18 protein-coding genes are annotated in these 23,181 nt (G+C 54.2%); 9 read left to right on the top strand and 9 right to left on the bottom strand.

The genetic code is table 11. The features are described 5' to 3' along the window. Nucleotides 1-2: 2 nt before the first annotated feature. Entirely contained in the window at nt 3-1,625 is a 1,623-nt protein-coding gene (locus TRICHSKD4_RS10975; RefSeq protein WP_009759270.1) for an AMP-binding protein, read from the bottom strand. Between the two features lie 242 nt (nt 1,626-1,867). On the opposite strand from TRICHSKD4_RS10975, the gene TRICHSKD4_RS10970 reads away from it, so the two are divergent. Further along, complete coding sequence (locus TRICHSKD4_RS10970; RefSeq protein WP_009759268.1) at nt 1,868-2,488, top strand: glutathione S-transferase family protein; 621 nt, start codon at nt 1,868-1,870, stop codon at nt 2,486-2,488. 74 nt (nt 2,489-2,562) lie between these two features. Here TRICHSKD4_RS10970 and TRICHSKD4_RS10965 read toward each other — a convergent pair whose 3' ends face one another. The 6 genes from TRICHSKD4_RS10965 to TRICHSKD4_RS10940 form a co-directional block, all read right to left on the bottom strand. Then, on the bottom strand, nt 2,563-3,525 hold the full coding sequence (locus TRICHSKD4_RS10965; RefSeq protein ID WP_009759267.1) for an ABC transporter substrate-binding protein: 963 nt from the start codon (nt 3,523-3,525) through the stop codon (nt 2,563-2,565). Between the two features lie 60 nt (nt 3,526-3,585). Beyond that, nucleotides 3,586-4,365, bottom strand: a complete 780-nt coding sequence (locus tag TRICHSKD4_RS10960; protein WP_009759266.1) for an ABC transporter ATP-binding protein — start codon at nt 4,363-4,365, stop codon at nt 3,586-3,588. Beyond that, entirely contained in the window at nt 4,352-5,383 is a 1,032-nt protein-coding gene (locus TRICHSKD4_RS10955; RefSeq protein ID WP_009759265.1) for an iron ABC transporter permease, read from the bottom strand. The genes TRICHSKD4_RS10960 and TRICHSKD4_RS10955 overlap by 14 nt, the downstream gene beginning before the upstream one ends. Then, nucleotides 5,380-6,417 carry an iron ABC transporter permease gene (locus tag TRICHSKD4_RS10950; protein WP_009759264.1) on the bottom strand — a complete coding sequence of 346 codons (1,038 nt, stop codon included), beginning with the start codon at nt 6,415-6,417 and terminating at the stop codon, nt 5,380-5,382. The genes TRICHSKD4_RS10955 and TRICHSKD4_RS10950 overlap by 4 nt, the downstream gene beginning before the upstream one ends. Nucleotides 6,418-6,675: 258 nt before the next feature. After that, nucleotides 6,676-9,468 (bottom strand): bifunctional aconitate hydratase 2/2-methylisocitrate dehydratase, encoded by a 2,793-nt coding sequence (locus TRICHSKD4_RS10945; protein ID WP_040616741.1) that lies wholly within the window; start codon nt 9,466-9,468, stop codon nt 6,676-6,678. Nucleotides 9,469-9,632: 164 nt separating this feature from the next. After that, nucleotides 9,633-10,556, bottom strand: a complete 924-nt coding sequence (locus tag TRICHSKD4_RS10940) for a LysR substrate-binding domain-containing protein (RefSeq protein ID WP_009759261.1) — start codon at nt 10,554-10,556, stop codon at nt 9,633-9,635. A 118-nt stretch (nt 10,557-10,674) separates the two neighbouring features. On the opposite strand from TRICHSKD4_RS10940, the gene TRICHSKD4_RS10935 reads away from it, so the two are divergent. From TRICHSKD4_RS10935 to acnA, 3 genes are all read left to right on the top strand, one after another. Then, nucleotides 10,675-11,817 (top strand): TauD/TfdA family dioxygenase, encoded by a 1,143-nt coding sequence (locus TRICHSKD4_RS10935; RefSeq protein ID WP_009759260.1) that lies wholly within the window; start codon nt 10,675-10,677, stop codon nt 11,815-11,817. Beyond that, entirely contained in the window at nt 11,814-12,578 is a 765-nt protein-coding gene (locus tag TRICHSKD4_RS10930; RefSeq protein ID WP_009759259.1) for a class II aldolase/adducin family protein, read from the top strand. The genes TRICHSKD4_RS10935 and TRICHSKD4_RS10930 overlap by 4 nt, the downstream gene beginning before the upstream one ends. A 284-nt stretch (nt 12,579-12,862) precedes the next feature. Next, nucleotides 12,863-15,538, top strand: coding sequence for an aconitate hydratase AcnA (gene acnA, locus TRICHSKD4_RS10925; protein WP_009759258.1), 2,676 nt, complete (start codon nt 12,863-12,865; stop codon nt 15,536-15,538). An 88-nt stretch (nt 15,539-15,626) separates the two neighbouring features. Here the strand turns inward: acnA and TRICHSKD4_RS10920 are convergent, their stop codons facing one another. Then, nucleotides 15,627-17,570, bottom strand: a complete 1,944-nt coding sequence (locus TRICHSKD4_RS10920) for a nuclease-related domain-containing protein (protein WP_009759257.1) — start codon at nt 17,568-17,570, stop codon at nt 15,627-15,629. 667 nt (nt 17,571-18,237) lie between these two features. Between TRICHSKD4_RS10920 and TRICHSKD4_RS10915 the strand changes: the two genes are divergently transcribed. Further along, the gene (locus tag TRICHSKD4_RS10915; RefSeq protein WP_009759256.1) at nt 18,238-18,543 is read left to right on the top strand and encodes a 4a-hydroxytetrahydrobiopterin dehydratase; all 306 of its coding nucleotides are present in this window, start codon (nt 18,238-18,240) and stop codon (nt 18,541-18,543) included. A 22-nt stretch (nt 18,544-18,565) separates the two neighbouring features. Here the strand turns inward: TRICHSKD4_RS10915 and TRICHSKD4_RS10910 are convergent, their stop codons facing one another. Further along, nucleotides 18,566-18,799 carry a sulfurtransferase TusA family protein gene (locus tag TRICHSKD4_RS10910; protein ID WP_009759255.1) on the bottom strand — a complete coding sequence of 78 codons (234 nt, stop codon included), beginning with the start codon at nt 18,797-18,799 and terminating at the stop codon, nt 18,566-18,568. A 95-nt stretch (nt 18,800-18,894) separates the two neighbouring features. Between TRICHSKD4_RS10910 and TRICHSKD4_RS10905 the strand changes: the two genes are divergently transcribed. The 4 genes from TRICHSKD4_RS10905 to TRICHSKD4_RS10890 all read left to right on the top strand — a co-directional run bounded on the left by TRICHSKD4_RS10905 (nt 18,895) and on the right by TRICHSKD4_RS10890 (nt 22,986). Next, nucleotides 18,895-19,446 carry a DUF924 family protein gene (locus tag TRICHSKD4_RS10905; RefSeq protein WP_009759254.1) on the top strand — a complete coding sequence of 184 codons (552 nt, stop codon included), beginning with the start codon at nt 18,895-18,897 and terminating at the stop codon, nt 19,444-19,446. A 277-nt stretch (nt 19,447-19,723) separates the two neighbouring features. Beyond that, complete coding sequence (locus tag TRICHSKD4_RS10900) at nt 19,724-20,062, top strand: P-II family nitrogen regulator (RefSeq protein WP_040616738.1); 339 nt, start codon at nt 19,724-19,726, stop codon at nt 20,060-20,062. Nucleotides 20,063-20,079: 17 nt separating this feature from the next. Further along, entirely contained in the window at nt 20,080-21,405 is a 1,326-nt protein-coding gene (locus TRICHSKD4_RS10895; RefSeq protein WP_009759252.1) for an ammonium transporter, read from the top strand. Between the two features lie 357 nt (nt 21,406-21,762). After that, nucleotides 21,763-22,986 carry an ammonium transporter gene (locus tag TRICHSKD4_RS10890; RefSeq protein WP_009759251.1) on the top strand — a complete coding sequence of 408 codons (1,224 nt, stop codon included), beginning with the start codon at nt 21,763-21,765 and terminating at the stop codon, nt 22,984-22,986. Nucleotides 22,987-23,181: the final 195 nt, after the last annotated feature.

Genomic DNA, 23,181 nt, shown 5'->3' with positions numbered 1-23,181 from the left:
CTTTAAGCTCTCGCCTTTTCGCGCAATTGACGTCGGATCACCTTACCTGTTGTTGTCAAAGGCAACTCAGACACAAACTCAATTTCGCGCGGATATTCATGCGCAGACAACCGCCCGCGAACAAAACGGCTAATCTCATCGGCAAGTTCAGGGCTGTCCTGATACTCTTCATTCAAGACCACATAGGCCTTGACGATCTCGGTTCTGAGCGGGTCTGGCTTACCAACGGCAGCCGACAAGGCCACCGCCGGATGCATCAAAAGACAGTCTTCAATCTCGCCGGGGCCAATCCGATAGCTGGCAGAGGTAATAATGTCATCATCCCGCCCGACAAAATGCACATAGCCATCTGCATCCTGAACGCCCTGATCCCCGGTCAGCATCCAGTCGCCGACAAACTTTTCCTGTGTTGCCTCCGGCTTGTTCCAATATTCCAGAAACATCACCGGGTCCGGTCGCTTGATGGCAATTTGGCCTTGCGTTTCGGGCGGCAGCTCGTTGCCCTCGGCATCAACAATCGCAACGGTATGACCAGGAATGGCCATGCCAATGGCCCCTGAGCGCGAAATGCCTGCTGCCGCACTGGAGCCCAAAACTGCATTGCATTCTGTCTGGCCGTAAAACTCGTTGACCGAAAAGCCGAACGCATCGTGAAACCAGTCAAAAGTCTCCCGGCCCAGCGCTTCCCCGGCAGAGCCGACTGAGCGCAGGTGAAGACCCCGGATCACGCTGTCAGAAGCGGCAGAACGCAGGATTTTCAGCGCCGTTGGTGGAACAAAGGCATTGCGCACCCCTTCATCGCGCAACAGCTGAAACGCCCGTTCAGGATCAAATTTGCGAAACCCGAAAGACACCACCGGAACACCCAGATGAAGTGCAGGAAACAGGGCATTGAGCAATCCGCCCGCCCAAGCCCAATCGGCAGGCGTCCAGAGCCGGTCACCCTCTTGCCCTAAAAAATTCTGCGAAAGCTCAATCCCCGGCATATGCCCAAGTAGCACCCGGTGACCGTGCAAAACGCCCTTGGGTTGGCCGGTTGTGCCCGAAGTGTAGATCATCAAGGCCGGATCATGCGGTGAAGATAGCACCGTTTCAAACGTGTCTCTGGCAGAGGCCATCAGATCGTCGAACCCGAAAACTCCAGCTCCCCGTCCGTCGACAGAGATCACCTGTTCTAGCCCCGGCAAGGCGTCCTGCACCTGAGACAGCTTTTCCAGCCCGGCGGCATCGGTCACAAGCACCTTCACACCCGCATCCAAGAGGCGATATTTCAGCGCTTCCAGCCCAAACAGGCTGGCCAGAGACACGGCGACCCCGCCGCATTTGTATATGCCGATATGACAGATCGCGACACGCGGGCTTTGCGGCAACAAGATGCCAACCCGGTCCGTCACTTGTACGCCATGCGCCTTCAAAACATTGGCAAACCGGTTGGCTGCCCGGTTCAGCTCAAGATGAGACCAGACCTCGGCTGCGCCATCTTCATGGACGTGGCGAATAGCAAGACGCTGCGGGTCTTCCTGCGCCCACCGGTCACTGACGCTGGCCGCAATGTTATAGCGCTCCGGGATCGACCAGGAAAAACTCGACCGAATTTTCGCAATGCTATCAGCAACCTGCAGCATCAATCACTCAGCTCTCTACAAAAAACAAGACCCGGACCCTATCCCCCACCCTGTTGCAGCGCAATAGAACGAATGGACATTGTCGCTTGCACCAAGCGAAAGCCTGCCGCGCTTCTGTTTCTCCCGAATGGGCAGCGATGACCATACACATCACGCAATCAGAAATTGGCCTTTGAAAAGTCGCTTCAACCGGGATAAGGACGACACCATTCCCCATTTCTTCTGCGAAAAGTGATCCTTAAATGATTCAGGTGCTCGGACGCCCAAATTCGGTCAATGTTCAAAAAGTCATGTGGTGCGCAGCTGAACTGGGCCTGCAAGTGGAACGGCAGGATATCGGCGGCGCATTTGGTGGCAATGGAACTGCAGATTATCTGGCCAAAAACCCGAATGGGCGCATCCCGACCCTGATCGACGGAGACTATGTACTGTGGGAATCCAATGCCATTGTCCGTTATCTCTGTGACCAGTATGGAAAACAGAATTGGCAGCCGGAAACGGCCAAACTTCATGGTCATACCAGCCAATGGATGGACTGGTATCTCACCCAGCTGCACCCACCCATGACAACGCTTTTCTGGCAATTGGTCCGCACCCAAAAAGAAGAGCAAGACCACGACGCCATCCAAACCGCAATCAAGACATGCGCCAATTTCTGGCAGATGCTGGAGAACCATCTGACAGATCGCTCTTATGTCTTGGGCGACAACATCAGCATGGCTGACATTCCTGTCGGTTGCTCCGCCTATCGTTGGCACAACATGGAGTTTGAGCGCCCAAGCCTTCCCAATTTGGAAGCCTGGTGGAAACGGCTCGCTGAACGCAGCGCCTACAAAACAAACGTTATGCTGCCCATCATATAAATCCGGGCCGCCGGAGCTCGGCAAAACTTAATTAGGGTCAGCGTCTGTTTGGCAAGCGCTGACCTCATTTTGGTTTACTGCCACGCCTGTTTGACGTGAGCCTTGACCGCATCGAAGGACACTTCTTCAAAGATCTCAGGATAGAACATGTGAGCCGCTTCGCGCAGCACCACCTGACGCGCGATCGGGCCATGAGAAGCCATCCAGTGATCCTTCACGAAGAACACCTTGTTGTTCTTGACGGCTTTGAGTTCTTCCCAAATCGGATTGGTCAGGAACGGCTGTTCTGGACCCCGGTCATAAACCACGATGAAATCAGGATCGATTTCGATCATTTTTTCGAGATTCATTTCAAACGCAAAGTTGTTGCGATCATGCGGGGTTGGGTTGCTGCCCAGCGGGTTACGAACACCAAGGGCGTTCATGATGGAGACAGTTGCGTAGTCATCATAATAGGCCCATGGCGATGTGCCTGAACCCCACAGGAACAAGAAGGTCTTCTTGTCTTTTTCCTGAGGAACTTTTTCCGCAATCGCGTCGATGTCGTACAGGAATTGATCGTTCAAAGACAGACCGTCTTCCTGACGCCCCATCATGTAACTTGCCAGCGCGACAGCGGACAAGCTTTCGTTGAAGCTTTCAGTGTGCACAGCAAGATAAGGCGCAATTGCGTTGAATTCGTCAGACCACCCTTCTGTGTACCGGCGAAGCGCGATGATCAGGTCTGGCTTTTGCTGAGCCAGCACTTCGAGATTGGCCGCGGACCGGCTGCCAAGCTTTGGCACGTCTTTCAACTCAGCCTCAAGAAATGCCGGAACCGTATCTTTTGTGAGGTAGGTGGTCGCAACCACTTCCTCGTCCAATGCGACGGCCAGATCAGCGCCGAACAGAGAAACGGCTGCAATTCGATCAGCCTGTTTCGGCACGGTCACGACAGCACCGCTCTCATCCATAATGGTAAGAGGTTCAGCCTGCACTGCAACGGGGGCTGTCAGCAGCACGGATAGTCCCAACACGGGCAATACGTGTTTCATCATTTGAAATACCTGTCATTTTAGGTCGAAGACGCAGATGGCGGCGGCTGGTCTGCTATTGGATCAAACTGCGTGGAACATGCAGAATGATTTTCCGGAAACGGCGCTGGTCTGAAACTCTGTTCGGACATTGAACAGGTCTCGAACCAGATCACCGGTCAGCGCATCAGCTACGTCACCCGTGGATTGGACGCGGCCGGATTTCAGCGCAATGAGATTGTCTGCAAACTGGGCCGCGTGATTGAGATCATGCGACGACAGAATGACGGTCAGTTGTTCGGAATCAACGAGGTCCCTCAACAACTCCATCAGGTCGATCTGATAGCTGATATCAAGATAGGAGCACGGCTCGTCGAGCATCAGGATCGGGGCCTTTTGAGCAAGCGCACTTGCGAGCCAGACCCGCTGCCGCTCGCCACCCGATAGGTCCTGAAGCTGCTTGGATTTAAAAATGGCAACGCCGCAGACTTCCATAGCCCAATCAATTGCCTCTTTGTCCTCTCTGGACACGGCGCCAAAAAGGCCCTGATAGGCATAACGACCACAACCAACGAGCTGTTTCGCCGTCATGGCTTCGGGTGTGATGGTGTGCTGCGGCATGAAGGCCCGCACTTTGGCAAGATCCGATGCACGATAGGTGCTGACCTCCCTGCCCTTGAGCTGAACGGACCCCGAACTTGCAGCCTGAAGCCCACACATGGCCCGCAGTAGACTGCTTTTGCCAGAGCCATTCGGTCCGATCAACGCAGTCAATCGACCGGCAGGTACATCCAGACAAACGTCATCAAACAAGAGACGGCGGTCATAGCCCATGGAAAAGTTGGTCAGTTTAACGTCGGACATGGGACAAGACCTTTGGCATTGAAAACAGACGAACTGGGAACAGCAGGAAGAATAGGAAGGGAGCACCGATGAGCGATGTGAGGACACCGACCGGAATTTCAGCTGGCGCAAAGGCGGTACGGCCAAACACGTCGGCTCCGACCGTCAGGATGGCACCAATAAAGAACACAGCAATGAACTGAAGTCGGAGATCATCCCGCACGACACGGCGCGCCAGATGAGGGACAACGAGCCCGATGAAACCGACTGGGCCGACAACACCCACTGCCGTCCCGGCGTAAAGACAAGCAATCAGCAAGCAGACTAGTCTCCAGCGCTGAACGGAAACACCGCGCGCAGATCCACTGTCATCATCCAGTCGCAACATGGCGAGTTTGCGGAAGCACAAGACCAAGCCTAGGGTGGCTAGGATTGTCCAGGGCAACAAAAACGCGATTGCGTCCCATGTGGCACCATAGAGACTGCCGGAAATCCAGATCCACAGCAGTTCAGTTTTGGTAGGCCCCCAACCAAACACCAAGCCCATGGCAATCGCTTGGCACATGCTGCCAACAGCAACGCCAATCAGGATGAAGCGTTTGGGTGAAATCCCGTTATTCCAGGACAAAAGGAACACCAGTGCCGCACCGCAAATCCCGCCAAGCAACGCCGCGAATGGGAGATACTCAAGGGGAAGCTGGTAGTCGCTGATCTGCAATGTGACGAATATCACATCAAACAGGACAAGAGCGGTCATGAACAGGATTTCGCCGCCGGAAATGCCGAGAATACCGGGGTCTGCGAGAGCATTGCGGGTGACCGTCTGAAGAATGGCACCGGAAGCGGCAAAATGGATACCGATGATGATCGCCAGCACGACCCGTGGCAGCCTGATATTCCAAAAGATGTGCTGATCAGGGCTATCGACACCAGCCACCAGCCCTGCAAAGTCGATTGATATTGCTCCCCATCCAAGACCAACCACAATGACCAGTAGAAGCGCTGCGACCAGAACAGCAATCAAGTTGATGAGCCTCATTCTATGGCTCCTGATGTTGGAGACGAGAAGGCACTTGAAGAGCGGATCAAGTGGATGAGGATCGGGGCACCGATCAAGGACAAAAACAGGCCGAGGGGAACTTCGCGTGGCGTTGCGACGGTTTTGGCCAGGAGGTCCGCGAACACCATCAAAACACTTCCGAGCAATGGCGCAGCAATCAGCAGCCCTTGGTGCGATTTCAGGGCAAATCGGGCTAGGTGCGGCGCGATCAATCCAACAAAGGCAACCGGACCTGCAACGGCGACCACCCCAGCTGTGAGACTGAGCGCTGCAAAGAGCAGAGCCGTTCGCCAAAGTGGAATGTTGACGCCCGCTGCTTGCGCAGCCTCATCTCCAAGTCTCAGCAATGCAAGCGGCCGGTGGGCAATTACTGTTATGGCAAGCCCGAGAACGATACAGGGCAACATCGTCTGCAGGTGTAAAGCACCCCGCCCAGCCATCGATCCGATCAACCAAAGATAGGCTGGCTGTGATGCCGGCGCGATGCCCGTGAGGATTATCATGATCCCTGCGGCACATAGGGATGAAATGGCGACCCCGGCCAGGATCAGACCAAGACTGCCTGCCTGTTTGTTGAGCGAAATGGATATCACCAGACCACCTGCAACTAAGCCGCCGAGCAACGCCACCCACGCGTGATAGATGATCCCGACCCAGGGCAGAAACACGATTGTGGCGACCACGGCCAGCGCGCCGCCCATGGTCACTCCTGTCAATTCAGGAGACGCCAGAGGATTGCGCAAGACGGTCTGCATGATGAGGCCTGCAAGGCCCAAGGCACCGCCTGCTAGCAAAGCCACAAATGTGCGCGGGATACGCAACTTCCAAAGGACGATGGTTTCAAACCGACCACCCTCCCACGTTGCAGCGGACCAAAGCTTGGCAAGCGAAATCTCTGTCCCGCCATAGGCCAGACTTAACGCAGCACCAACACACAAAAGAAGACTGAAGACAGCGAAAACCTGCCCTTCCCGCGAAACCCGGATGGGCGCAGGCAATTCGGATATAGACATGGGGACCAATAAGGATAGATGCGGGCAGGAAAACCTGCCAGATGATTGAAATACCTATATATTGAATATTTGTTGAACTAAATACTCATATTTTCTTATCCGCGAGTTGGATCAAGTTACAGAAGGGACGCGCCGTTCGATCAGGCGAATTCACTAGCGAAACCGCTGGATTTTTCCGGGAAACCTGTCATCCAAAATCTCAACAAAAAGGCCGCTGAGAACCCTCAGCGGCCTTTGAATTCAGAACCTTGCCCGCTCTTAGAAGTGGACGGACTTTGCGTCGAGCGGCTTTTGCAGCGGCGGGGCAAACTTGGTCAGGTTGATGCCTTCAACCGCCTGCTTGTACTCATCCAGTGTCGGGGTCCGGCCAAGAATGGCAGAGAGAACCACGACCGGCGTGGAGGCCAGCAGGGACTCACCCTTCTTGGTTTCAGAATCCGCCACAACGCGGCCCTGGAAGAGGCGGGTGGAGGTTGCCAGAACCGTGTCGCCCTTGGCGGCCTTTTCCTGGTTGCCCATGCAAAGGTTACAGCCCGGACGCTCCAGATAGAGAATATTCTCGTACTCGGTGCGAGCTGTGGTCTTCGGCGCATTGTCGTTAAACTCAAAGCCGGAGTACTTCTGGAGGATTTCCCAGTCGCCCTCTTCCTTCAACTCATCGACGATGTTGTAGGTCGGAGCTGCCACAACAAGCGGAGCCTTGAATTCCACCTTGCCGGTTTCCTTTTCAAGGTTGCGCAGCATTTGCGCCACGATCTTCACATCGCCCTTGTGCACCATGCAGGAGCCCACAAAGCCAAGATCCACCTTCTTCTCCGCATTATAGTAAGAGACAGGACGGATGGTGTCGTGGGTGTAGCGCTTGGAAACGTCTGCATTGTTGACGTCCGGATCAGCGATCATCGGCTCGTCGATCTGGTCCAGATCAACAACAACTTCGGCAAAGTACTTGGCATTGTTGTCCGGGGTCAGAGCCGGTTTTTCACCAGACTGGATTTCGGCAATGCGCTTGTTCGCCTTGTCGATCAGGCCCTGAAGGACGCCAGCATCATTATCCATACCCTTGTCGATCATGATCTGGATGCGGTGCTTGGCCAGCTCCAAAGACCCGATCAATGTCTCGTCGTTGGAGATACAGATGGAGGCTTTTGCCTTCATCTCTGCCGTCCAGTCAGTGAAGGTGAAGGCCTGATCCGCCAGCAGTGTACCAATATGAACTTCAATCACGCGGCCCTGGAAAATGTTATCGCCATGCTGAGCCAGCATCTGAGCCTGTGTGGCATGCACCACATCACGGAAGTCCATGTGGTCCTTCATGGAGCCCTTGAAGGTGACCTTCACGCTTTCAGGGATCGGCATGGAGACTTCACCGGTTGCAAGAGCCAGCGCCACGGTGCCGGAGTCAGCACCAAAGGCAACGCCCTTGGACATGCGGGTGTGGCTGTCGCCGCCGATGATGACATCCCAGTCATCTACGGTGATGTCATTGAGCACCTTGTGAATGACGTCTGTCATCGGATGATAGACATCTTTCGGGTCACGACCTGTGATGAGGCCGAACTTGTGCATGAATGCCATCAGGCGCGGCGTGTTGGCCTGTGCCTTCAGATCCCAAACCGACGCTGTGTGACAGCCGGACTGGTAAGCGCCATCCACGAGCGGTGAAATCACCGTTGCGGCCATCGCTTCCAGCTCCTGAGACGTCATCAGGCCGGTGGTGTCCTGCGAGCCCACGATGTTGACGCGAACGCGCACGTCGGAGCCTGCATGAAGGGTCTTGCCCGGAGTAACGCCAACAGCGTTCTTGTTGAAGATCTTTTCAACAGCGGTGAGGCCCTGACCGTCATGGGAGATTTCGCGGGACGGTGCAAACACCTGCGGCGCCTCAATACCAAGCGTTTCGGCAGCCAGCGTCTGCAGCTTCTTGCCGAAAACAATTGCGTAGGAGCTACCCGCCTTCATGAACTCCATCTTCTGCGGTGTGAAGGAAGACGAAATGTCAACCAGCTCTTCGTCACCGGCATCGTTGAAGAGCTTGTGAGACTTGGTGTTGATGGTCAAAACAGTACCGGTTTCCACGGAGTATTTCTGCTCCAGAACCGGGTTGCCATCATTGTTCAGGATCGGCTTGCCGTCTTCATCCAGTTTCTTGACCCAGTTTTTCAGATCAAGGCCAATCCCGCCGGTCACACCAACGGTAGTCAGGAAGATCGGCGAAATGCCGTTGGTACCCGCAACGATTGGCGCAAAGTTGACGAACGGCACATAAGGGCTGGCCTGTTTGCCGGTCCACAGCGCCACGTTGTTGACGCCGGACATGCGGGACGAACCAACGCCCATGGTACCCTTTTCGGCAATCAGCATCACGCGCTTGTCCGGATGCTGAAGCTTCAGCGCTTCGATTTCCTTTTGTGCGGCTTCGGAAATCATGCACTTGCCGTGCAGCTCACGGTCGGCACGCGAGTGCGCCTGATTGCCCGGGGACAGAAGGTCAGTGGAGATATCGCCTTCCGCAGCAATGTAGGTAACGACCTTGATCTCTTCATCCAGATCCGGAAGCTTGGTGAAGAACTCTGCCTTTGCGTAGCTTTCCAGAATGTCCTTGGCAATCGCATTACCAGCCTTGAAAGCCTCTTTCAGGCGGTCTGTGTCGGCGTCGTACAAGAAAACCTGCGTCTTCAGAACGTCAGCAGCCTGCTTGGCAATCGCTGCATCATCGCCCAGCGCCAGATCCAAAAGCACTTCAACAGACGGGCCACCCTTCATGTGAGACAGAAGCTCAAAGGCAAAGTCTGGAGTGATTTCCTCAACAACGAACTGGCCGAGAATGATCTCTTTCAGGAACTTGGCCTTTTCACCCGCCGCACTGGTTGTGCCCGGCAGTGTGTTGTAGATGAAATATTTGAGGGAATCTGCGCGGTGTTCGTTGCCCGCATCCTTGATCTGAGCGACAATCTCCTTGATGAGCGCACCGTCATCAATTGGCTTGGGGCTCAACCCTTGTGTTTTTCGGGTTTCGATCTCTTTCAGATAGTCTTGATACAAGCTCATGATGATGATCCCGGCGATTGGATGTTGATCTTTTTTGAGCTTAACCGACGGCTCGCAGGACACACAGACGAGCCGGGCGTAAGCTTGCTGGCTGCTCTTCTAATTCAGTATACAACGGTATGCAATATCCTTCGACCAATTGATGAACCATTAATTCCCCTCAATCACGGCAGCGGGGCGGATGGGGCATCTCGGGTCTGAAGGGCAGCGTTCTGAACCCATATCATGAAAGCCTGCGCCGCGGGCTTATGTTCGCTTTCCGGTGCACAAGTCGCCCAATATGCGGTGCCAAAATCATGAACCCCGCCCGGCAAGGCCACCAACCGACCCTCATCCACCAGCGCAGATGTGATGGACCGCCAACCCAGCATCACACCTCGGCCATCCAGCGTGGCTTGAACGGCCTGAATGTAATTGTCAAACACCTGCCCTGTTCTTTGCGACCGGGGCAACCCACGCGCCTTCAAGTAATCGCGCCACCCCGCCCAGCCATATCGCTCGGGCACACGCACGTGATTGAGTGTCACACGGCTTAAAAGATCCGGTGTCTCGACAAGGTCTGCCATAACCTTTGGGCTTGCAACCGGGCACACACTTTCAGAAAACAGGCGTTCCGTGGCCCCGTCCTTCCAAGGCTTGGCGCTGTAACGCAGCGCCACATCAATGCCTGCAGACATAACCGGCAGGTCAGAGGGCGGCGCCTGTACATTGACCATGATATCCGGATAAGCGGCATAAAACCCGGCAAGACGCGGCATCAGCCAATAGGTAGCCATGCCAAGCGTACAGCAGACGGTCACCTGCCGTTCTGCCAGTCCAATTGTCTGGCGAATATCATCTATCGCTTCAGAAATCTGTTCCAACCCGCGCCGGGTGGCAAAAGCAAGCCGCTCCCCAGCTTCTGTTGCTGCAGCCGGTTTGACACTCCGATCCACCAGCTGAACGCCGACATAATCTTCCAGCGCCCGAATGGCCTGAGAAACCGCAGGCCGGGTCACGTTCAGTTCGGACGCAGCCCGTTGCATGGAGCCAAGCCGCTGAACGGCATCAAAGATAATCAAAAGGCGAAGCGGTGGCAGCCGATCCATGAGCACCCCGACAGAAATAAGTAAACCTATGACTTAACATAGCGATAGTATTATCGTGCTTTTTTCGCTTCGCCAAATACGCTTCCCTAGCGTTAGAAAATGCATTGGGAGCTTTCTGATGAACATCATGCATCCAGCGGCTGGATTTGCCGAGATCAGCCTTAGCGATACGGGATTGAGCGTGCCACTGGCATCGGGCACAAAATACTTCAACTACTTCTGGTTACGCGATAATTGCCCCTCCAGCTTCAGTTCCGTGACCCGCGAACGCTCCTTTGACATCTTTCATCTTGATCAGCCACCCAGAGCGGCCAGCGCCCAGATTGAAGACGGCCATCTGGTGATCAACTGGGCCGAAGAAGACCACACAACCCGCATGTCATTGGCGTGGCTGGAAACCTACGCAGAAGGTAAGCGTCGTCCGGACCCGGCAGACCTGCCCCGCAAGGCGTGGTACGGCGACCATTATCCAGATGTGGCCCGATTTTCCTTTTCAGAACTCTCCTCCAACAAGGAGGCGCTGCGCCGCTGGCTGGAGGCCGTCATTGTCGAAGGCGTCAGCATTGTCGATGACATGCCGGACACGGATCAGGCATTGACCGATCTGGTGCAATTGATGGGACAGGTGCGCCCAACCTTCTTCGGCCTTTATTTTGATGTACGCACCCACATCAACCCCACCAACACGGCCTACACCGCGTCTGCGCTGGAATTACACACCGACACCCCGGCAGAAGAACATGCCCCCGGCGTCCAGTTCCTTCACATGCGGGCCAACTCCGTGGAAGGGGGACGTAATCTATTCGGTGATGGCGTTGCCGCAGCCAATGACTTTCGCACCCTTGACCCGGAGGGTTTCCGCATTCTGGCAGAGACCGATGTGCCGTTTTATTGCGAGCATGACGGCTACGACATGCGCTCCTATCAACGCATCATCGAGCTAGATCAGCATGGCGAGGTGGAAGGCCTGACCATCAGCCAGCACATGCTGGACTTGATCGACCTGCCACAGGAACTTCTGGACACGTGGTATCCGGCTTTCTGCAGTTTTGGAAAACTGCTGCAGGACGACAAATACATCATGCGCTTCACCCTTCACGCGGGAGAATGTATCGTCTTTGACAATCACCGGATCGTGCATGGCCGGGCGGCCTACAGCGCCACCAGCGGTGACCGCTATTTGCGCGGCACCTATGCCGACCGGGCAGAAATGCGCTCCACTTATCGGGCGCTGGTGTCAGAAGGACGGTTCAAGGCATGAACATTGCTGCGCATCCCCACCCGACCGCAACAAGCGGCGATACACCCCAGCTTCGCGAAGATCTGGCAGCTGCCTTTCGCCTGTGCCATCGCTTTGGCTGGAGCGAGTCGGTTGCCAATCATTTCAGCGCGGCAGTGTCAGATGATGGGCGCACTTTTTTGATCAATCCGCGCTGGCAACATTTTGCCACCATCACCCCGGATGATCTTCAGGTACTGGACGCAGATGATCCAACCGTTATGGAGCGCCCGGACGCACCCGACCCCTCCGCATGGGCCGTGCATGCCACCCTGCACCGCGAATTGCCGCAAGCGCGCGTGCTGCTGCACTGTCATTCGCCTTACGCTACGGCGCTCGCCTGCCTAAAAGACCCGAAACTTCTTCCCATCGACAACAACACAGCCCGCTTCTTTGGCCGCATTGGCTATGATCTGGAATTTGGCGGCATTTCCGACACAAACGAGGAAGGCGCGCATCTTGCGCGCGCCTTTGGCACAAATTCAGTTCTGCTGATGGCCAATCACGGTGTCACCATTGCCGGAAACACCGTGGCAGAGGCTTTTGAGGACCTTTATTATTTTGAGCGCGCGGCCCAAACCCTGATCCTTGCCCGCTCAACCGGTCAGGCGCTGAACGTCCTGTCCGATGAAGTCGCCCAGAACACGGCAGATGGCTGGAAAGCCTATCTCGGGCAAGGCGACCGGCATTTTGACTATCTCAAATCCGTTCTGGACACAGAAGACCCCGGCTGGCGCGGCTGAGGGCTTCCAACACCATCCATTGACTGCGTTGCCGGTTAGCAACTCTCTGCGTCACCTGCTGGAGATTGCGGGCCAAATTCGCTATGACATAAGCGGATAAACGCTCCGTGATTTGCCACGCACCACTGGCGCATGGCAACAGACAACCCATATGGATGTAAGCTCCGTCAGCGGGCCGGTTTTCAGCACCAAACCACACGGTGCACCCAGAGATTTTTTGATGACCCAGGCAGCCGGCGCCCTTCACACCCGGCAACCAAGGAACCTTGAGGAGATCACGCGCCGTGACCCAGTCTCTTAACAGCTTCAACTGCAAACAAACCCTCACCGTTGGGGACAAGAGCTACACCTATTTTTCCATTCCCGAAGCTGAGAAGAACGGCCTTGAGGGCGTATCCAAACTTCCCACATCCCTGAAAGTGGTGCTGGAAAACCTTCTGCGCTTTGAAGACGGGCGGACGGTCACGAAGGACGACATCATCGCCTGTGCCGCGTGGCTGAAGACAAAAACCTCCACCCACGAGATCGCCTATCGCCCGGCCCGCGTCTTGATGCAGGATTTCACCGGCGTTCCGGCAGTAGTTGATCTGGCTGCCATGCGCGATGCGGCGGTTAAACTCGGCGGCGATCCGAAGAAGGTAAACCCGCAGGTGCCCGTTGACCTCGTCATCGACCACTCGGTGATGATCGACTATTTCGGTACGCAGGACGCATTCAAGAAGAACGTCGACAAGGAATATGAGCGCAATCAGGAGCGTTATGAGTTCTTGCGCTGGGGCCAGTCAGCCTTTGACAATTTCAGCGCTGTTCCTCCCGGAACGGGCATTTGCCATCAGGTCAATCTGGAATATCTCGCCCAAACGGTCTGGACGAAAGAAGAAAACGGCGAAACCATTGCCTATCTGGACACGCTGGTTGGCACCGACAGCCACACAACCATGGTCAATGGCCTTGCGGTTCTCGGCTGGGGTGTTGGCGGCATTGAGGCGGAAGCGGCCATGCTCGGCCAACCGATATCCATGCTCATCCCCGAGGTCATCGGCTTCAGGCTAACCGGCAAGCTGAACGAAGGCATCACCGCCACCGACCTTGTGCTGCGCGTTGTTGAAATGCTGCGCCAAAAGGGTGTGGTCGGCAAATTTGTTGAGTTTTACGGCCCCGGCCTCGACAATCTCAGCCTGGAAGATGAAGCCACCATCGCCAACATGGCCCCTGAATATGGCGCGACCTGCGGCTTCTTCCCCGTTGATAGCGACACCTTAAAATATCTGGACGCCACTGGCCGCGACAAGGACCGCGTCGCTCTTGTGGAAGCCTATGCCAAGGCACAGGGCATGTACCGCTCAGGCAATGAAGAGCCGGAGTTCACCGACACTCTGGAACTCGACATTTCCACGGTCGTTCCGTCCATTTCCGGCCCGAAACGCCCGCAAGACCGCATCGACCTGGCGGAGGCAGCGACCGGTTTTGCCAAGACCATGGAAACCGAGTTCAAGAAGGCGGGGGAACTTGCCAAGCGGGTTTCCGTTGAGGGTAAGGAGCATGATCTCGGCAATGGCGATGTGGTGATTGCTGCCATCACCTCCTGCACCAACACCTCCAACCCGTCGGTTCTGATCGGTGCCGGTCTTTTGGCCAGAAACGCGCTGGCTAAGGGGCTTTCGGTCAAGCCATGGGTCAAAACCTCACTGGCCCCCGGCTCGCAGGTCGTCACCGACTATCTGGAAAAGGCAGGCGTTCAGGATGATCTCGACGCGCTGGGCTTCACGCTGGCAGGCTATGGCTGCACCACCTGTATCGGCAATTCCGGCCCGCTGGACCCCGCCATTTCCAAGGCGATTAACGACAATGACCTGATCGCCTGCTCGGTTCTTTCCGGCAACCGGAACTTTGAAGGTCGCGTCAACCCGGATGTGCGCGCCAACTACCTCGCCTCTCCGCCGCTGGTGGTCGCCTATGCGCTCGCCGGAAACCTCAACATCAACATCACCGAAGATGCGCTTGGTACGGACAACGACGGCAATCCGGTTTATCTGAAAGACATCTGGCCAACGGCGGACGAGATCACCAGCCTCATTCGCTCCTCCATCACCGAAGAGATGTTCCGCACCCGTTATGGCGACGTCTTCAAGGGCGATGAAAAATGGCAACAGATCAAGGTCGAAGGTGGCCTGACCTACAATTGGCCGGTCTCGTCAACTTACGTCCAGAACCCGCCCTATTTCGAGGGCATGACCATGGAGCCGACGCCGCTCACGGACATTGAAAATGCGGCGGTCATGGGCCTGTTTCTGGACTCGATCACCACCGACCACATTTCCCCGGCAGGCAACATCAAGGCCGACAGCCCGGCAGGCACCTATCTTGCCGAACATCAGGTGGTGCAAAAGGACTTCAACTCCTATGGCGCACGGCGCGGCAACCACCAGGTCATGATGCGCGGCACCTTCGCCAATATCCGCATCAAGAACCAGATGGTTCCGGGCGTGGAAGGCGGCGTCACCATGAAGGACGGCGAGAAAAAGTGGATTTTTGATGCCTGCATGGAATATCAGGCCGAAGGCACGCCGCTGGTCGTCTTTGCCGGCAAGGAATACGGCACCGGTTCCTCGCGTGACTGGGCAGCCAAGGGCACGAAGCTCTTGGGCGTGCGCGCCGTCATCGCCCAGTCCTTTGAACGCATCCACCGCTCTAACCTCGTCGGCATGGGCGTCATCCCGCTCACCTTCAAGGATGGCGAAAGCTGGCAGTCCCATGGCATTGAGGGCACCGAACGCGTCACCATCAAGGGCATCGCCGACATCCAGCCACGCCAGATAATGAATGTTGAAGTCACCTATGCGGACGGCTCAACCAAAACCATCGAATGCCTCTGCCGCGTCGATACTGAAGACGAACTGGAATACATCAAAGCCGGCGGCATCCTGCACTACGTGCTGAGAAACCTCGTGGCAGGGTGAGGTTTTTGGAATTTTGAGAAGAACAAGAGCGGGCGCCGAGAGGTGCCTGCCTAGTAATTGAAAGTTTAATTCAGCTTATTTCCTCTGGTCATGACACAACCGGTTGGCGGATAATTAAATTCCCGCCATAGCTCAATGGGAACTTTCGATCTAATGACCGAATTTCTTTTTTAATCATTTTGAGCATAGGAGGTTCTGCCATAATTTCACCTACCCTTTGTTCAAAATCTTCACAACTTCCATATATTTCGACCGTGGAAAACGACTTTCCAAGCTGCCTTTCATACCTTCCCTGCGTCACAACCGCATTTGAAGAAAGAACGGTTTTAAACCAATTCAAATCTACAATGGTCGTGTGACCTGCCATCTGGCCGCAACCGAACGCGTCATTGAGCACCACCAACGAGTAAAACTTTAAATTTTGATCGTTTTCGAAATCAGTATATTTTGAAATATTTTTTTTAAGCCAAATTCTTTTTCTTTCAACCTGCTCAGTAGCTTCAACGAGCTTTCTATTTCTATTATATTTTTCTTGAGAACTATATGGCCCCACAAAGCATTTAACCTCACAAACAATTATCAAATTGCCAACAGCAATCACTAAATCAATTTCCTCCCCGTCTTTCTGGGATGTATCGAATACAGAAAAGTCACTAAAATGGCGGTTTTTTGAACCCAGATCTTTTGCCATTTCCTTAACAAAGGCCTCAAACGTCCGCCCCTTTGACTTCCCTTTCTTATCAATCGCGTTTGTAACTCTGAGCCAATTTTCAAAAACATAGACTGGATTGGGATTTATTACAGACGGAAGTGCAATTCGTAACAAAGAGTCGCTGCCGATTTTTATTAATGGAGCACCCCAAATATTTTTCGCAAATAAATCATCTCCCTTGACAATATCAGAGCTCAATATATTAATTAAAGTCTCTGATTCGGATCTACTAATATTAAGGCAAATACAAAATATATTTTTATGTCTTTGAACATCTAAACAAATAAGATTTCGCCTAACATCTACCCAACTACTAAACTCCCCTCCGATTGCTTTTGACTTCAGCTTAGTGAAATCGCGTACAATCAAAAAAGCTTTTACAAGGTCCATAAATGTCAACTTGCCACCTTGAAGATTAAGGGGTTCATCGAGAAAAACCGAAAGGTAGCTAGATTCTAAATAACTTACAAAATCGACATGCTCTCTAGACGACACCGGCCGTCCTAACCGATACTCTGCTTTCTTTCCTGATTTTTGATCTATCCTGATCACTGTCTTCGCTAGAATTGGAGGCGACGGAACCTCAGCGTCGTCCGCGACCGCGTCCCCGTAATCCAAATTGCGATTACTCATTAAAACCAACTGATCTCTTTTCCGCCAAATATCCCATTGCGCAGTAAAATCAACATCACAAGGCTTAAGAATGAACTGATTTCCATCAGCCCCTAATGAGTACCCCTCCCACAATCCCATATTCCATATCTCGGACAACGCTTTCTCAATAGAAGCGTAGGCTTGAATATACCGAGACTGTGCAAGCACTTGATCGCGACCGCACATGTCTTTTGCTTGACAATTAGACGCTAAATGAAAAACCAATTGCGGCAAATTATCGGCAAGCCCTTCAGCAGCTTCATCGATATTTACAACTTGGCCTCCAATATTTCGGACATGAGCATCATTAAATTTCGCCAAATCAATTGGTTTGTCTTTAGGCAATAATCTGAGTTGCTTTTCGCAATCCTTAATGACATTTACACACTGGAAATTTACTAACGCTAGACTGAAATCAACGGCATCCGCCAAAGCAAGAGACTTTTGAATAACACTTAACTTTTCACGAGCAACCTTGAGCTCTGAAAAAACCACCAAAGCCAACTGAAAAAGGCATGAATCACGAATAGATAGGTCTGGATTTTCCAAAACTACTTTCGCCAACAACTCTGGATCAAATACTGAATTAGTAGGGTGATGAATTTCCCTGTTTTTTATTTTAGTGAAAATATCACTTTTATCTATATAACTTTTATATCTCTTCATGACCAACGCCTAAATTTACCATACACAATACACCTTCTGTAAATTGCAGTTTTATTAAATTCAATCAATTCGTTTATCTGACTTTCGTATTCCAAAGCCGGCATCGTTGTTTTGCAACTTCTCATCACCTTATCCTCCACCCCGCACCCCCCTCTCCTTGAAAACACTCACCTTTTTGCGCCTTCAAAAAACTTATGCGCAGATAGGAATTTGATCCCATATAGAGCGTGTGCCTGCTCGCAAGGGCCCTTGAAGGACCGACCTTTGAGGCGGGGCAGGCCGGGTGGGGCTGGGGAAGAGAGGTAACGAAGCTCTTCTGTCAGGTCCGGTGGTGTTGATCGCGGGAACCGCAGACCCGCGGGGAGAACGCGGCCATGAAGGGCATGTTGCGGGGGTTTTGAAGAAAACCCAAATGTCTGTTCAATGGATCGGGTCGGGACACCATGAGAAACAACCCGGGCAAGGCGTGAAGGCCGAGCCGAACATTGTTTTTTGCAACGCGCGGGCAACGCCTTCGCGTCTTGCCACTCCCTTGGGTTTTCAAGGGGACAGCAGCCAAAACGCCGGAGGCCCTCCTTGCGGCGCTTCACCTGCTGCCCCACTCGACATATCCTGCCAAACGCCCATCTTATCGGGTAAACAATCACTTGAAACGGGAGAGAGCCACATGGTGGACCGGTTGTCGGCAGACGAAATCACCAAACAGCAGGAGAATGTGCCGGACTGGGCGCGCCATGACGCGCGCGAGGCCATATCAAAGACGTTTCAGTTCAAGAACTTTCTGGCAGCCTTTGACTTCATGAGCCGGGTTGCGCCGGTCGCAGAAAGCCTCAACCACCATCCGGAATGGTTCAATGTCTATCGTACGGTCGAGGTCACACTGGCCACCCATGATGTGGGCGGCTTGAGCGAGCTGGACTTTAAGCTGGCACAGGAAATGGACCGGCTGGAAGCGGAGGTAAAGGGCGCGTAACAGTCGGGTTTTCGCAGATTTGTCAGCGGTCACCTTTTTCTAAAAGAAACGTGCCTTCCGTATCGCTGGTCGAGCTTTCAATGAGGTGATGCCCGGCCTCATTGCAAAAATGCGGAATATCGATGGCCGCCATCGGGTCTGTCGTCAGTACTTCAAGCCGGTCGCCCGGTTGCAATGTTGTCAGCGCCTTGCGGGTTTTCAAAACCGGCAATGGACATTTCAGACCTTTGAGATCGAGTGTTTTCGTCACGCTCACGGGGGAAATGTCCTCAGTCTATTGAAACAGCTTTGGCGGCAGCCCACTCTAAGGAGAGAATTGGAAACGAAACACCCTCAGGTCAAGGTCTCGTCATGGCTCATTCACTGCCTTCTGCACTCGATATTCTGGATTTCTGGTGGAGCGCCGGCCCTTCAAAGTGGTTTACCAAGAACGACAAGTTCGACAAGGAATGCCAAACCCGGTTTGCCGAGCGTATCGAACAGGCGCTCAAAGGCGAGCTGGATGCTTGGGCCAATGAGCCGACCAGCATGTTTGCCCTGATCCTGTTGCTTGACCAGTTTCCACGCAACATTTTCCGCGGGTCACCGCGCGCCTTTGAGGGCGATCCAAAAGCGCAGAAGCTGGCAGAACTGGCCATCGAAAAAGGCTTTGACCGCGCGTTTCCAAAAGATGTGCGCTCATTCTTCTATTTGCCGTTTGAACACGCTGAAGACATGGCCTTGCAGGAGAAATGCGTCGACCTGGCTCGGCGCCTCGGTCATCAGGAGTTTTATCTCTACGCCCTCATTCATATGGACGCGATCCGCCGCTTTGGCCGTTTTCCGCACAGGAACAAGGTATTGGGCCGCACGTCGACCCCGGAAGAAGAAGCGTATCTGGCGGACGGAGGGTTTTCTGCCTGATTTTTTACCTGCACAATTATTAGTCATTGTGCAGCGCAATACGATTTATTGCACAATAATTAGTCATTTCTGTAACTGACTATCCGACGCGCACTTCATCAAACATTGGCAATTCCCGCAGATTTCTGCGGGATTTCGCTCCTCCATTCCAACTTGGCACGCCACTTGAAAGGAAGGTGGCGAACCGAACCGCTGACGTCGGCTTCGGGACCCTGAAAAGGGGTCAAGGGTGCGATCCACCTTTGAGGTGGATTTGAGGAAAGGAATGGAACGAGCAATGAAAATCGTGATGGCCATAATCAAGCCGTTCAAGCTCGACGAAGTGCGGGATGCCCTCACCGGCATCGGCGTCCAGGGCCTGACAGTAACTGAAGTAAAAGGGTACGGCCGCCAGAAGGGTCATACCGAGATTTACCGCGGCACCGAATACGCGGTCAGCTTCCTCCCGAAACTGAAAATTGAAGTCGTCGTTTCAAGCGACATTGCCGATCAGGTTGTCGAGACAATCGCAGGCGCCGCACAAACCGGCCAGATCGGCGACGGCAAAATCTTCGTTCACTCGGTCGACCGCGTTATGCGCATTCGCACCGGCGAGACCGACGTCGAAGCTCTTTGAGAAAGGTGAGACCCCCAATGTTGATCAAACGGACCATAAAGGGTGCAGCACTGCTCACCTCCCTCGCACTGATGGCAGGCCCGGCCATGGCGCAAGACGCAGCCCCGGCAGTTTCCCCGGAAGTGCAGTACATCTTCAACACGCTGCTGTTCCTCATCGGCGGCTTCCTGGTCATGTGGATGGCAGCTGGCTTTGCCATGCTGGAAGCGGGCCTTGTCCGCACCAAAAACGTCTCCATGCAATGCCTGAAGAACATCTCGCTCTATTCCATTGCGGGTCTGATGTTCTGGATCACCGGCTACAACCTGATGTACACCGGCGTTGACGGCGGCTTCATCGGCTCCCTCGGCCCATACAGCTTCGACCCGGTTGGCGGCGACGCGCTCGACACCGGCTACTCCACGGCCTCCGACTGGCTCTTCCAGATGGTGTTCTGCGCAACCACAGCTTCAATCGTCTCCGGCACCTTGGCCGAGCGCATCAAGCTGTGGCCGTTCCTGATCTTCACGATTGTCCTGACTGGCTTCATTTACCCGATCGCCGGCTCTTGGCAGTGGGGCGCAGGCTGGCTCTCCGAAATGGGCTTTGCCGACTTCGCAGGCTCTACGCTCGTTCACTCCGTCGGTGGCTGGGCCGCTCTGTCTGGCGCAATCATCCTCGGCGCACGCACAGGCAAATTCGGACCGGATGGTCAGGTGACCCCGCTTCCAGGCTCCTCTATGCCGCTGGCAACGCTCGGCACCTTCATCCTGTGGCTCGGCTGGTTCGGCTTCAACGGCGCATCTCAGCTTGCCATGGGCACAATTGGCGACGTTTCCGACATCTCCCGCATCTTCGCCAACACCAACATGGCAGCAGCCGCCGGTGTGGTCGTCACAATTATCCTGACGCAAATCATGTACAAGAAGGTTGATGTGACCATGGCCCTCAACGGCGCATTGGCTGGTCTCGTCTCCATCACAGCTGAACCGCTGGCACCGAGCGTCTTCCAGTCCGTCCTCATCGGCGGCGTTGGTGGTGCCATCGTGGTGTTTGTTGTTCCGCTGCTCGACAAGCTGAAGATCGATGATGTGGTTGGCGCAATCCCGGTTCACCTTGTTGCCGGCATCTGGGGCACCTTGATCGTTCCGCTGTCCAACTCTGACGCATCTTATGGCGTGCAACTGACCGGCATCGTTGCCTACGGCGCGTTCACTTTGATCGCCAGCACCGTGTTCTGGTTCATCCTGAAGTCCACAATGGGCATTCGGGTCAGCGCCGAAGAAGAAGCACTGGGTCTGGACAAGGTCGAAATCGGCATTGAAGCCTACCCGGAATTCGGAACAGGGTCGCAGCGCTACTAAGACCCGGTTCAAACATCCGCTCAGCGTAGGAGCCTGCGCTGCAACTTCTGCCCGGGGCATTGCCCTGGGCATTTTTTGTGCAATCCATATTCGTCAATAATTTCAATAGAAAAGTATAAATCATCTATCAAGATATACTCCGCACAAAGCTAATTTCCGCCCATTTGATGAAAAAGTAGGCGGAAATTTCATTCATAGGTCGATTTCTGCCCGTTTCATGAACACTCCGACATCAGGCTCTTAGACACACCGGAAAAACCGACATGATTTCAAACCTCTGCCAATTTGGCATGCAGTTTGATTAAGCGCTTGCCAACACATGCCTGCAAACTGGGCAAATTTGGGGGAGCGGTTTGAATGTCTGATACGTCCGTGGGCGGAGACGTCTTTTTTGTTCTGGTCGGCGCCATTCTGGTGTTCGCCATGCACGGTGGCTTTGCCTTTCTGGAGGTCGGTACCGTTCGCCAGAAAAACCAGGTCAACGCGCTGGTGAAGATTCTGGTCGATTTCGCCTTATCGACCGTCGCCTATTTCTTCGTTGGCTATGCGGTTGCTTATGGGACAACATTCTTCGTCAATGCGGCCACACTGTCCGGCGGCGGGGAAGGTTTCGAGTTGCAGGGCCTGACCCTCGTCAAATTCTTCTTCCTGACCACCTTTGCAGCGGCCATTCCCGCGATTATCTCCGGCGGCATTGCAGAGCGCATGAAGTTCCTGCCGCAATGTCTGGCAACAGTGGCGCTTGTCGGCATCGCCTATCCGCTGTTTGAAGGTCTGATCTGGAACGGCAATTTTGGCTTCCAAGCCATGCTCGAAAGCACGTTTGGCGCGGGGTTCCACGACTTCGCAGGCTCTATCGTGGTTCATGGCGTTGGCGGCTGGATTGCTCTTGCTGCGGTCTTGCTTCTGGGTGCGCGCAAGGGCCGCTACAACAAGCAAGGCCAACCAATTGGCATTCCGCCCTCTTCCCTTCCATGGCTTGCCATGGGGTCGTGGATGCTCTGCGTGGGCTGGTTCGGCTTTAATGTCATGACAGCCGCCTCGCTTGAATCAGCCTCCGGGCTGGTGGCCATCAACTCGCTGATGGCCATGGTTGGCGGTATTCTGGCCGCTCTCGTGGTCGGGAAAAACGACCCCGGCTTCGTGCACAACGGGGCGCTCGCCGGACTGGTCGCGGTCTGCGCAGGCTCTGACATTATGCATCCAATTGGCAGCCTTATTGTCGGCGGCGTAGCCGGGGCAATCTTCATCAAGGGCTTCGAAATCTGCCAAAACCGCCTCAAGATCGATGATGTTCTCGGCGTTTGGCCGCTCCACGGCATCTGCGGCGCATGGGGTGCCATTGCTGCAGGCGTCTTCGGTCAGGAAGCCATGGGAGGCCTCGGTGGCGTCTCCCTCATGGCCCAGATCATCGGCACGGGAGTGGGGATCGTCTACGCCTTCGCCGTTGGTTACGCCGTCTACGGTGCGCTGAAGACCATGCTTGGCCTCCGCCTCACAGAAGAAGAGGAGTTCATGGGCGCAGACCTTGCCATCCACAAGATCAGCTCCACCCCGGAACAAGACCTCTTGGGACGGTAGAACTCGACAACAGAAGTCTGTAACGAAACCGAATTCTGGTTGATTTCAGCATCACAAATGCCTCAAAATCAGCATTAATAGCTTAATTAATCAGAATTCGTTGGTGCGTCTTTAAGCTATATTTGCTAAAGCACTCAATAATATTAAGTCGTTACAGGCTGCGGCAAGGGCATGGTGTCTTCGAAGTCCGCTAAA

Source organism: Roseibium sp. TrichSKD4, from assembly GCF_000148725.1.
GTDB lineage: Bacteria > Pseudomonadota > Alphaproteobacteria > Rhizobiales > Stappiaceae > Roseibium.
The sequence above is the reverse complement of the archived record's forward strand: the minus strand, read 5'-3'. Positions and strand labels throughout refer to the sequence as shown.